Below are 12,312 nucleotides of genomic sequence, written 5' to 3' on the forward strand. Positions count from 1 at the left end.
CCTTTCTTATTGTGCTAATCAAGCAGCGGTTACTTTACCTTCATGACGCAACAAAGTAATCAAATCGCTGATACGTTTTTTCATAGAACGGCGATCGACGATTTGGTCGATTGCGCCCTTCTCCAACAAGAATTCTGCACGTTGGAAACCTTCCGGCAGAGTTTCGCGTACAGTCTGCTCAATAACGCGCGGACCTGCAAAACCAATCAGAGCATTCGGTTCTGCCAAAACCACATCGCCCAAGAAGGCAAAGCTGGCAGATACGCCGCCCATGGTCGGGTCGGTCAATACGGAAATAAACGGCAGACGTTTTTCAGTCAGCAAATGCAAAGCCGCGCTGGTTTTCGTCATCTGCATCAAAGAGTTCAAACCCTCCTGCATACGCGCACCACCGGAAGCCGCCACGCAAATAAACGAACAATTATCTGCAACAGCACGGCGTACACCCTGCACGAAACGCTCACCCACTACCGAACCCATGGAGCCGCCGATAAAGCGGAATTCAAAAGCAGCCACCACGACAGGCAGGCCGTTCATAGTGCCTTTCATAACAACCAAAGCATCATCTTCGCCGGTTGCTTTACGCGCAGCCGCGAGGCGGTCAGGATATTTTTTGCTGTCTTTGAATTTCAGCGGGTCTGTCGGTTTAATATTGGCTGCAATCTCTTCACGGCCTTCTTCATCCAAAAGTAGGTCCAAACGTTCGCGCGCAGAAAGCGGATTGTGATGATTACATTTTGGGCAGACTTCGCTGTTTTGTTTCAACTCGGTTGAGTAAACCGTTGCTGAACAAGATGGACATTTGTGCCACAGACCTTCAGGGACGCTGGACGAACTGCTTCGGTTTTTAATTTTCGGAGGAAGAATTTTATCTAGCCAGCTCATGAATGACTCCTTGGAATTCAGAATTCAGACGGCCTGTTGAACATGAGGCCGTCTGAAATAATGGAATAAAAAATATTAGCGAATCGCGTCTTTCAACTCTTTAACCAACGCGCCTACTGCTTCGGCCTCGCTACCTGCGTGGCTTTCAATCTCTTTGACGATACGGCTGCCGACAATAATGGCATCCGCTACCGCACCAATTTTACGCGCACTCTCCGCATTATTGATGCCGAAGCCGACACCAATCGGAATATCGATGTATTTGCGCAAAAGCTCTATTTTACGCGAAACTTCTTCAGTATCCAAACTTGCAGCACCGGTTACACCTTTGAGCGATACATAATACACAAAACCGCCGGCTACTTTGGCAATCGTTTGAATACGCTCCTCAGTTGTTGTTGGCGCAATAAGGAAAATACAATCAATACCTTGCGCTTTCAACGAGTCATGCAGCGGGGTAATGGTTTCTACCGGAGAATCCACAGTCAATACGCCATCCACGCCCGCTTCGGCAGCCGCTTGTGCAAACGCTTGATAACCCATTTTATGTACTGGGTTCAAATAACCCATTAACACAATCGGCGTTTTATCATTGGTTTGGCGGAACAAACGTACTGTTTCCAATACGTCGTGCAAAGAAACATGATTTGCCAACGCCCTTTCAGCCGCACGTTGAATAGTCGGGCCATCCGCCATCGGGTCAGAAAACGGCACACCCAGTTCCAAAATATCAGCACCATTAGCCACCAGGCGATGCATCAATGCCAAGGTTGTCTCAAGGTTGGGATCACCCACTGTAATATAAGGAATCAGTGCTTTTGCGCCATTGAGCGCTGAGAAAGTTTGTTGGATTCTGCTCATTTTCTGCTATCCATTTCATCGATTTGAATGTTGTCCGGCAGCCTATTTATTCTGCCGTTACATTTGTTTTAAAAACCTCAGTCTGCCATGAAAAGGCGGCATCTATCCGCATTATCTAATGACTGCTTCTTCCCAATCGGCAAACAAGAGGCTAAGTATAACATTTACGGCTATTTCATAGAATCATTTGCAATCAAGATTCTGATATTTTGAAAGCAATATAAAACAATAAAGGCCGTCTGAAAACAATTCAAACAGCCTTTACAATAATCAATCATGCAAATCTTTGTATGCCTTCGCACTTTTGATCACAATTTCCTTATCGATTACGGCTCGACATGGTGGTTTTGTTGTTCAGAACCCAGATGACGCTCCAAATCAGACAAAATCTGCACCAGACCATGACGGACTTCTTCCGCATTAGCGGCAGGGTTGCCGTTTGCATCCAAAGCGCCACGGCTGAACGTATCGATATACGGTTCAAACGTATCTTTCAGTTTCAACAACTTAACAACATCTGAGCGCGTATATCGTTCGCCACCGTATCCAATCACAACATTATTTTCATGTTGCCATTGGGCAAACTGGGCCGGACTGATTTGCACCAATTGGCACATCTCATCCAACGTAAAATAACGCTTGGCAGGAATAACCGGGTTATTGTTGTTTGTCATAGTAATGCTCCACCATGCCTTTAAGTTTTTGGCTGGCATGGAAAGTTACCACACGGCGTGCGGTAATCGGCACTTCTTCGCCGGTTTTAGGGTTACGACCCGGGCGTTGAGGTTTGTCGCGCAATTGGAAATTGCCGAAACCGGAAATCTTAATTTCTTCGCCACGCGCCAAAGTGCTGCGGATTTCTTCAAAAAAGAGTTCGACGATTTCTTTGGCATCATTTTTGGTGACGTTGCTGACTTTGTCGACCAAAATATCAGCCAATTCTGCTTTAGTTAGTGTCATGTGTTTACCTTCATTCAAACTGGTGCAATTATTACCAAAATTCTTTTAAAAATCAAGTCCTCACCAAAAAATCAAATATGATTGGCAATTTTTGGCGACAACTTTTATCTTGTTTTAAGCACGAAGTTGCGCATCTTTTTCGGCCGCGGCTTTAATCATTTTCGCAACCAAAGGCTCGATGACTTCATCTGTCAGCGTGCTTTCCATATCCTGCAAAATAATTTTGACGGCAACGCTCTTCATGCCTTCAGGCACGCCTATACCGCGGTAAACGTCAAATACACTGATTTCTTGAACCAGCTTGTTCGCCGCCGCTTTCAGGGCATTTAACAAATCATCATGCGTTACAGCCTCAGGCATTACAAATGCCAAATCTCGGCGTGCAGGTTGGAATTTGGATACGGACTGATAACGGGTTTTCTCACGGCCCAATACCGCATCCATATCGATTTCAAACACCAGCGGCGCTTGTGGCAAATCATATTTTTGCAGCCATTTCGGATGCAACTCGCCGACGAAACCAACTACTTTGCCGTCTGAAACAATATTGGCGGCACGTCCAGGATGCAAGGCCGGATGTTCAGTCTTCACAAAGGATACTTCTTTGTTTTTCAAAAGGCTCTCAACATCGGCTTTCATATCGTAGAAATCCACGTTGCGTGTTTTCTCGCCCCATTGCTCAGGCAGTACGGAGCCATACCACAAACCGCCGATACGTTCGTTTTGAACAAATTGATCAGCTGAATCTTTGCGGAACACGCGGGCAATTTCAAATACGCGTACACGGTTTTGCTTACGGTTCAAATTGTTTTGCAAAACTTCCACCAAACCGCCGATAAGTGTAGAACGCATGACAGCATACTGTGCCGCCAACGGATTTTGCAGGCGGATAGGATTGGTATTGGCAGCAAAATCTTGCTCCCATTGCTCATCCACAAACGCATAGCTGACCACTTCACGGTAACCGCGTGCCGCCATTTCGTTATAAACCGCAAAACGCGGGCGTTTAGTTTCAGGCAGAGCCAACATTTTCAGACGGCCTGACGTATAGTCGTCAGGGATATTTTCATAACCGTAAACACGGCCGATTTCTTCAATCAAATCGGCTTCGATTTCGATGTCGAAACGGAAGCTAGGAGAAGTGACACGGAAGCCTTCTGCGGTTTTCTCAGGCTGCAAACCCAAGTGTTGCAAGATAATTTCGACTTGCTCAGCAGGAATTTCAACGCCCAATACCGTTTTCAGACGGCCCAAACGCAATTCGACCTGTTTTGCTTCAGGCAATTTGCCTTGTGCCTCAACCATTTCACCGGCTGCACCACCGCAAATCTGCAACACCAATTCGGTAGCACGCTCAATGGCATCAGCTTGCAAGCGGTAATCCACACCACGTTCAAAGCGGAAAGAAGAATCCGAACCAAAACCGTATTGACGGGATTTACCGGCAATAATCTCAGGAGCAAACCAAGCAGCTTCCAATACAATATTTTGCGTCTCATCAGAAACCGCACTTGCCTCTCCGCCCATCAGACCGGCCAAACTCAACACACCTTTTTCATCAGCGACCACCAATGTATTGTCAGCCAAAGTAACGGTCTTCTCGTTCAGGCACGCCAACGTCTCGCCATTTTGAGCACGGCGGACAATCAAACTGCCCGACAGCTTATCAGCATCGAAAACATGCATAGGCTGACCGATTTCCAGCATGACATAGTTACCAATGTCCACCAATGCGGAAATGCTGCGGATACCGCTGCGTTCCAAACGTTGTTTCATCCAATCAGGAGTAGGCGCTTTCGCATTGACATTTTCAATAACGCGGCTGATAAAACGGCCGCAGTCAGCCGGTGCATCAATACGGACAGCCTGTTTTTTCTCGCTGCCGATAGAGGCCGTCTGAATTTCAACAGGCGTAAACGCACATTGAGTCAATGCAGAAACCTCACGCGCAATACCCTTAACGCTCAAACAATCAGCGCGGTTAGGCGTAATTTTCAATGTAAACAGCGTATCGTCCAAATCCAAGTATTCACGGATATTGGTACCGACAGGCGCATCTTCAGGCAGAATGTACAGGCCGTCTACACCGTCATCAGGCAAACCCAGTTCATTGGTCGAACACAGCATACCGTTTGATGGCACACCACGCATTTTAGTCGGCTTAATTTTGAAATTGCCCGGCAAAACGGCACCTGGCAACGAACACGGCACTTTAATGCCCGGCTTGACATTCGGCGCACCACAAACAATCTGAACCAACTCGCCCGTACCGGCATCAACTTGGGTAACGTTCAAACGGTCTGCATCAGGGTGTTTTTCAACGGATTTTACTTCGGCAACAACCACGCCACTGAAAGCAGGGGCAGCAGTATCGATTTCTTCCACTTCCAAACCGGCCATGGTCAAAAGATGTTCCAGTTTATCGGCAGAAAGATCAGGATTGGCTTGGGTTCTCAGCCATGAATAAGGAAATTGCATATTATTTTCTCTACTATCAGGCCGTCTGAAACAAATTTTTATCAGACGAAATCAGTAATATCTATTCACTTTTCAGACGGACTATCAAAAGACCATCTGAAATTTATTTAAACTGCTTCAAAAAGTTCAAATCGTTATCGAAGAATAAACGCAAGTCATTGACGTTGTAGCGCAACATGGCAAAGCGGTCGAGACCGATACCGAAAGCGAAACCGGTATATTTTTCAGGGTCGATATCGACGTTTTTCAACACGTTAGGATGTACCATACCGCAACCGCCGACTTCCAACCATTTGCCGTTTTCGCCCATGATGTCGATTTCGGCAGAAGGCTCGGTGAACGGGAAGAAAGACGGACGGAAACGTACTTGCAGGTCATCGCGTTCAAAGAAGCGACGGATAAAGTCAGTGAACACTGCTTTCAAGTCGGCAAAAGTCACACCCTCTTCTACCCACAAACCTTCGGCCTGATGGAACATAGGCGAGTGAGTGGCATCACTGTCCACGCGGTAAACGCGGCCGGGAGCAATAATGCGGATAGGTGGCTCTTTTTTGTCGAGCATATAGCGGATTTGAATAGGCGAAGTGTGTGTACGCAAAACGTCGCCGTTTTCAACATAGAAGGTATCTTGCATTGCACGCGCAGGGTGATTTGCGGGAATATTCAAGGCTTGGAAATTGTGGAAATCGTCTTCGATTTCAGGGCCGTCCGCTACTTCAAAACCCATACCGTGGAACAGCTCGACCACACGTTGCAAAGTCAAAGTAACTGGATGCAAACCACCATGCTCTTGTGCACGGCCCGGCAAAGTAATATCCAAGGCTTCTGCAGCCAATTGTGCTTGCAGCTTGGCTTCATTCAGGGCATCGCGTTTGGCATTAAAGGCCGTCTGAAACTGATTTTTGCATTCGTTGATGTGCGCACCTATGGTTTTACGCTCTTCAGGAGACATTTGACCCAAAGTTTTCAAAAGCCCGGTCAATTCGCCGGTTTTACCAAGATAGCGTGCTTTAATTTGTTCTAAGGCATTGAAGTCTTGCGCGGCTTCAATAGCGGCAATACCTTCTGCAACGATACGGTTTACATTTTCCATAGTGGTTTATCGTCTGTTTGTTGATTGCAGGCCGTCTGAAACAACAAAGCCGTCTGTTGGATTTAATTACAAACCCGTTCAGACGGCCTTTTGTCTTACAGCGGCCAATCCGTTTGATAAGAGGGGCCTATTTTATCGCAAATTAGTATAAAAAAATAGAGTTTAAAGAAAGAAAATCAACTACATAGGATTTCTTTAAGAAAAGAAAAAAGGAAGCATAAGCTTCCTTTTTAAATAATCTTATCGAATTAAGCAGCCAAAGCAGCTTTAGCTTTTTCAACCAATTGTGCAAATGCAGCTTTGTCGAATACAGCCAAATCAGCCAATACTTTGCGGTCGATTTCGATAGCAGCGCGTTTCAGGCCGTTCATGAATTTGCTGTAAGACAGACCATTTTCACGGGCACCTGCGTTGATACGAACGATCCACAGTTGACGGAATTGACGTTTGCGTTGGCGACGGTCACGGTATGCGTATTGACCGGCTTTCATTACCGCTTGTTTGGCAACACGGTAAACGTTTTTACGACGACCGCGGTAGCCTTTGGCTAACGCGAAGACTTTTTGGTGACGAGCACGAGCGGTAACACCGCGTTTTACGCGTGGCATATTCTAAACTCCTTAAGCGTAGGGCAACATTTTAGCAACAGAAGCCAAATCGCGTGAATCCACCATAGCGGTGCCGCGTAATTGACGTTTAGTTTTAGTGGTTTTTTTGGTCAGGATGTGACTTTTGAACGCATGACCGCGTTTTACACCACCGTTACCCAGTACTTTAAAGCGTTTTTTCGCGCTAGACTTGGTTTTCATTTTAGGCATTGGAAAACTCCATTCGTTATTAGATAAGGTATAAGGGGTTTTGAAATAAATTTCAAACACTTGGAACCCAAAATACCACGGTTTTTGCCGCTAATTAAACCTTATTCCGAGCGGCAATCGAAATAAGCCTTGCATTATAGCTTTATTTTTTCTTAGGCGCAATCATCATCACCATTTGGCGGCCTTCCATTTTAGGGAAGGACTCGATTTGTGCCACTTCAGCCAACTCTTCTTTTACGCGTTCAAGCAGTTGGGCGCCCAATTGTTGGTGGGCCATCTCACGACCGCGGAAACGCAATGTCACTTTGACTTTGTCACCATCGGCAAGGAAACGGTTGATGTTGCGCATCTTGATTTGATAGTCGCCTTCATCAGTACCCGGACGGAATTTAATTTCCTTGATTTGTACCTGCTTTTGGTTTTTCTTAGCTTCGTCGCGCTTTTTGGCTTGTTGGTATTTGTATTTACCGTAATCCATCAGTTTGCATACGGGCGGTTTGGCAGTCGGGGAAATTTCTACCAAATCGACATCTTGCTCTTCGGCCATAGCCAGAGCTTCACGAACTGAAACGACACCAAGCTGATCGCCTGACTCACTGATTAATCGCACTTCTTTGGCGGTAATTTCACCATTGATTCGTGCTTCGCGTTCTTGAGCGATGATGAATACTCCTATAAAAATTAATGATTGACGAGGGCGTCAGTAATTTCTTGCTGCAATTGTGCAATGAAATCATCTACATTCAAAGAACCCAAGTCTTCTGCTTTGCGGCGTACCGCAACTTTGTTTTCTTGTTTCTCTTTATCGCCGACAACGATTTGATAAGGGAAACGGTATTGGCTGTTGTCACGGATTTTGTAACCGATTTTTTCGTTACGCAAATCCAATTCGACACGGAAGCCTGCCGCCTGCAATTTGGCAGCCACTTCACGACAATAATCTGCTTGGTTCTCGGTGATATTCATAATCACCATTTGAACCGGCGCAAGCCACAATGGGAATGAGCCTGCATGGTTTTCGATCAGAATACCGATGAAGCGCTCCAATGAACCCAAAATAGCACGGTGCAACATTACAGGACGTGCGCGGTCGTTATTTTCAGTTACATATTCGGCATTCAAACGCTCTGGCAATACAAAGTCTAACTGCAGAGTACCGCACTGCCAAGAACGACCCAAGGCATCTTTAACATGGTACTCAATCTTAGGACCATAGAATGCACCTTCGCCAGGCAATTCTTCCCACTCTACGCCGCAAGCGGTCAATGCATCACGCAGGCCTTGTTCGGCTTTATCCCAGACTTCGTCAGAACCTGCACGTTGTTCAGGGCGGAGGGACAGCTTCACAGCAACATCATGGAAGCCGAATTGTTTGTAAATGCGAACCAGCAATTCATTGAATGCACGTGCTTCATCAACGATTTGATCTTCGGTACAGAAGATATGCGCATCATCTTGCACAAAACCGCGAACACGCATCAGACCATGCAATGCACCGCTTGGTTCATTGCGGTGGCAAGAACCGAACTCGGCCAAACGCATCGGTAAATCGCGATATGAGCGCAAGCCGTTATTAAAAATTTGCACATGACCCGGACAGTTCATCGGTTTAACTGCGTATTCGCGTTTTTCTGAACTAGTCACGAACATATTGTCTTTATAGTTTTCCCAGTGGCCGGATTTTTCCCAGAAGGTCTTATCCATAATCTGAGGCGTTTTAACCTCTTTATAACCGGCAGCATTCAGCTCTTTGCGCATATGCTGCTCAATCACTTGCCACAAGGCCCAGCCTTTAGGATGCCAGAACACCATACCCGGCGCTTCATCTTGCAGGTGGAACAAATCTAATTGTTTACCCAGCTTACGGTGGTCGCGTTTTTCCGCTTCCTCGATGCGTTGGATATAGGCTTTTAATTCGTCTTTACTTGCCCAGGCTGTACCGTAAATACGTTGCAACATTTCATTGTTGCTGTCGCCGCGCCAGTATGCGCCTGCCAGCTTGGTCAACTTGAAGTTTTTCAAGAAACGGGTATTGGGAACGTGAGGACCGCGGCACATATCGACGTATTCTTGATGATGATACATACCCATCGCTTCCACTTCAGGCATGTCTTCAATCAGACGCAATTTGTACTCTTCGCCGCGATCTTGGAAAATTTTGACGGTTTCTGCACGAGGCGTCATCACTTTAATGACGTCATAGTCTTGTGCAATCAACTCTTTCATGCGCGCTTCGATGGCGGCTACATCATCAGGCGTAAATGGTTTTTCAGTTGCGATATCGTAATAGAACCCGTCTTCAATCACTGGGCCGATAACCATTTTGGCATCTGGGTAGAGTTGCTTGACCGCATGACCGACCAAGTGCGCGCAGGAGTGGCGGATAATTTCCACGCCTTCTTTGTCTTTTGGCGTAATGATTTGAACATGAGCATCTTCGGTAATCGGATCGCAAGCATCCACCAATTTACCGTTAACCTTGCCCGCTACCGTTGCCTTTGCCAGACCTGCACCGATAGACGCTGCGATTTGCGCCACGGTAACGGGTGATTCATATTGGCGGACCGAACCGTCCGGCAAGGTAATGTTCAACATCAGAAAGCTCCAAAACATTAAAAAATAACGGCATAAAGCCGTTATGGAAATTTGGTAGGCACAATTGGACTCGAACCAACGACCCCCACCATGTCAAGGTGGTGCTCTAACCAACTGAGCTATGTGCCTTCATCTAAGTTGCTTATTGTAACGAAGCGTGTTCCCTTTTGCAAGCATCTGTAAATACTTTTCAGACGGCCTGAATATTTTTGTTTGATTTATACCTCATTTTTTATTTCCTCCGTCATTCAGGCCGTCTGAAGCATTGTTTTGACAAAGATAAAATCCAGCCGTCAACCAACGAAAAATCCTTTATAATCTGCCCTTTCATTTCGCACACACGCGAACGTCCAATCTATTATTACTATGCTCAAATTTACCTTACACAAAAAAGACGGTCATGCCCGACGCGGCACTTTGGAACTGAACCACGGCAAAATCGAAACGCCTGTATTTATGCCGGTCGGCACTTACGGTTCGGTCAAAGCGATGAACCCGCAAAACCTGCATGACATCAAAGCACAAATCATCTTAGGCAACACTTACCATCTGTGGCTGCGCCCGGGTTTGGAAGTCATCGAACAATTCGGCGGCCTGCACGAATTTATCGGTTGGAACAAGCCGATTTTGACCGACTCGGGCGGTTTCCAAGTATTTTCATTGTCCGATATGCGCAAGCTAACCGAAGAAGGCTGTACATTCCAAAGCCCGATCAACGGCGACAAACTGTTCCTCTCGCCCGAAGTGTCGATGAAAATCCAAACCGTATTGAATTCCGACATCGTGATGCAGCTGGACGAATGCACCCCGGGCGAGGCAACGCACAGCCAAGCGCAAAAATCGCTGCAAATGAGCCTGCGCTGGGCGGAACGAAGCAAAAAGGCTTTTGAAGACCTGAAAAACCCGAATGCGCTGTTTGGCATCGTACAAGGCGCGATGTATGAAGATTTGCGCGAAGAATCGCTGAAAGGCTTGGAAGAGCTCGACTTCCCCGGCTTGGCCATCGGCGGCTTGTCCGTTGGCGAACCCAAGCCCGAAATGTACCGCATGTTGCGCGCTGTCGGCCCTATCCTGCCGGAACAAAAACCTCATTATTTGATGGGTGTCGGCACGCCTGAAGACTTGGTGTACGGCGTGGCTCACGGCGTGGATATGTTCGACTGCGTCATGCCTACCCGCAATGCGCGTAACGGCTGGCTGTTTACCCGTTTTGGCGATTTGAAAATCAAAAACGCCAAACACAAACTCGACAAGCGTCCGATTGATGAAAGCTGCACCTGCTACGCCTGTCAGAATTTCAGCCGCTCCTACCTGCACCATCTGCACCGTGTCGGCGAAATCTTGGGCGCACAGCTCAACACCATCCACAATCTGCACTTCTACCAAGTCATCATGGCAGAAATGCGCGAAGCCATCGAACAAGGCAAATTTGCCGATTGGCAGGCACAATTCCATGAAAACCGTGCCCGCGGTGTGGATTAATCCTTTTAAAGGCCGTCTGAAATCAGATTTAATTCAAACTGCTTTTCAGACGGCCTCAATATTCTTAATTAATAAAGCACGATCATGTCCCGTTTCCATACCGAACCACCCTTAGCCTACACCGCACAAAACCGTACCGCCGTCCTGCTGCTCAACCTCGGCACGCCTGACGCGCCCACTGCTGCCGCAGTCAAACCTTACTTGAAAGAATTTCTGTCCGATCAACGCGTTGTCGAACTGCCTAAGCTCTTATGGCAACCGATATTGCGTGGCTTAGTATTGACTTTTCGCCCGAAAAAAAGCGCGCATGCCTATGAAAAAATTTGGTTTAAAGAAGGTTCGCCGCTTGAGGTTTACACACACCGCCAAGCAGAAGCCCTGGCCAAACATTTGCCCGATGTCATCGTCCGTCATGCCATGACTTACGGCAATCCAAGCGTTGCTGATGTTTTGGCGGAACTCAAAGCCCAAGGCGTGGGCAAATTGCTGGTCATTCCTCTCTATCCGCAATATGCCGGCTCTTCTACCGGCGCGGCTTTGGACAAAGTGTTTCAAGAGTTATTGCTGCAACGCAACCAAATGAGCGTCCGCACCGTCTCCCGTTATTACGACGATGCCGCCTATATTCAAGCCATGAAGCAGCATATTGAAGCCTATTGGGCTCAAAACGGACGCAGCGAAAAACTGATGTTGAGTTTCCACGGCATTCCGCAAAAGCATCACGACGACGGCGACCCTTATCCTGACGAGTGCCACCATACTGCCAAGCTGTTGGCGCAGGCATTGGGCTTGTCCGAACAAGAATACATCGTTTCTTTCCAAAGCCAGTTTGGTAAATCCCAATGGATCAAGCCCAGCACGCAAGCCCTGTTTGATCAGCTGCCGAAACAAGGCACGACCAAACTCGACGTATTCTGTCCCGGCTTCCTGGCCGACTGCCTCGAAACCATGGAAGAAATCGCCATTATGGGACGCGAACAATTCCACGCTGCCGGCGGTAAAGAATACCGTTACATCCCCTGCCTCAACGATTCCGCCGACTGGATTGCCGCACTTGCACAATTAAGTCGGGCCAATCTGCAAGGCTGGATTTGACCTAAACCAAAGGCCGTCTGAAAAATTCACTTTCAGACGGCCTTT

At 47.2% G+C, this 12,312-nt stretch carries 12 protein-coding genes and 1 tRNA gene; 2 read left to right on the forward strand and 11 right to left on the reverse strand.

Going from position 1 to position 12,312, the window contains the following annotated elements; translation table 11 throughout:
- Nucleotides 1-18: 18 nt before the first annotated feature.
- The 11 genes from accD to KCG54_RS07730 all read right to left on the reverse strand — a co-directional run bounded on the left by accD (nucleotide 19) and on the right by KCG54_RS07730 (nucleotide 9,819).
- On the reverse strand, nucleotides 19-885 hold the full coding sequence (gene accD, locus KCG54_RS07680; RefSeq protein WP_070461440.1) for an acetyl-CoA carboxylase, carboxyltransferase subunit beta: 867 nt from the start codon (nucleotides 883-885) through the stop codon (nucleotides 19-21).
- Nucleotides 886-960: 75 nt separating this feature from the next.
- Nucleotides 961-1,746, reverse strand: coding sequence for a tryptophan synthase subunit alpha (gene trpA / locus KCG54_RS07685; protein WP_254323857.1), 786 nt, complete (start codon nucleotides 1,744-1,746; stop codon nucleotides 961-963).
- A 326-nt stretch (nucleotides 1,747-2,072) separates the two neighbouring features.
- Nucleotides 2,073-2,420, reverse strand: a complete 348-nt coding sequence (locus KCG54_RS07690; RefSeq protein WP_254323858.1) for a hypothetical protein — start codon at nucleotides 2,418-2,420, stop codon at nucleotides 2,073-2,075.
- Nucleotides 2,404-2,706, reverse strand: a complete 303-nt coding sequence (locus KCG54_RS07695) for an integration host factor subunit alpha (protein WP_003680933.1) — start codon at nucleotides 2,704-2,706, stop codon at nucleotides 2,404-2,406. Before KCG54_RS07695 ends, KCG54_RS07690 begins: the two co-directional genes overlap by 17 nt.
- Before the next feature lie 114 nt (nucleotides 2,707-2,820).
- A complete protein-coding gene (gene pheT, locus KCG54_RS07700) occupies nucleotides 2,821-5,184 on the reverse strand; it encodes a phenylalanine--tRNA ligase subunit beta (protein WP_254323859.1) in 2,364 nt (787 codons plus the stop codon).
- Nucleotides 5,185-5,287: 103 nt separating this feature from the next.
- Complete coding sequence (pheS, locus tag KCG54_RS07705; protein WP_049331308.1) at nucleotides 5,288-6,277, reverse strand: phenylalanine--tRNA ligase subunit alpha; 990 nt, start codon at nucleotides 6,275-6,277, stop codon at nucleotides 5,288-5,290.
- Nucleotides 6,278-6,525: 248 nt separating this feature from the next.
- Nucleotides 6,526-6,885, reverse strand: a complete 360-nt coding sequence (gene rplT, locus KCG54_RS07710; protein WP_003675502.1) for a 50S ribosomal protein L20 — start codon at nucleotides 6,883-6,885, stop codon at nucleotides 6,526-6,528.
- Between the two features lie 12 nt (nucleotides 6,886-6,897).
- The gene (rpmI, locus tag KCG54_RS07715) at nucleotides 6,898-7,095 is read right to left on the reverse strand and encodes a 50S ribosomal protein L35 (RefSeq protein ID WP_003675505.1); all 198 of its coding nucleotides are present in this window, start codon (nucleotides 7,093-7,095) and stop codon (nucleotides 6,898-6,900) included.
- Nucleotides 7,096-7,237: 142 nt separating this feature from the next.
- The gene (infC, locus tag KCG54_RS07720; protein WP_079453677.1) at nucleotides 7,238-7,759 is read right to left on the reverse strand and encodes a translation initiation factor IF-3; all 522 of its coding nucleotides are present in this window, start codon (nucleotides 7,757-7,759) and stop codon (nucleotides 7,238-7,240) included.
- Nucleotides 7,760-7,776: 17 nt separating this feature from the next.
- Nucleotides 7,777-9,690, reverse strand: coding sequence for a threonine--tRNA ligase (gene thrS, locus KCG54_RS07725; protein ID WP_070843132.1), 1,914 nt, complete (start codon nucleotides 9,688-9,690; stop codon nucleotides 7,777-7,779).
- Between the two features lie 52 nt (nucleotides 9,691-9,742).
- Nucleotides 9,743-9,819: transfer RNA gene (locus KCG54_RS07730), tRNA-Val, on the reverse strand.
- 237 nt (nucleotides 9,820-10,056) lie between these two features.
- Between KCG54_RS07730 and tgt the strand changes: the two genes are divergently transcribed.
- Both tgt and hemH read left to right on the forward strand, forming a co-directional pair.
- Nucleotides 10,057-11,172, forward strand: coding sequence for a tRNA guanosine(34) transglycosylase Tgt (tgt, locus tag KCG54_RS07735; RefSeq protein ID WP_254323860.1), 1,116 nt, complete (start codon nucleotides 10,057-10,059; stop codon nucleotides 11,170-11,172).
- Between the two features lie 84 nt (nucleotides 11,173-11,256).
- Nucleotides 11,257-12,267, forward strand: coding sequence for a ferrochelatase (gene hemH / locus KCG54_RS07740; RefSeq protein WP_254323861.1), 1,011 nt, complete (start codon nucleotides 11,257-11,259; stop codon nucleotides 12,265-12,267).
- The last annotated feature ends 45 nt before the right edge of the window (nucleotides 12,268-12,312 follow it).

Source organism: Neisseria subflava (assembly GCF_024205705.1).
Classification (GTDB): Bacteria; Pseudomonadota; Gammaproteobacteria; order Burkholderiales; family Neisseriaceae; genus Neisseria; species Neisseria subflava_D.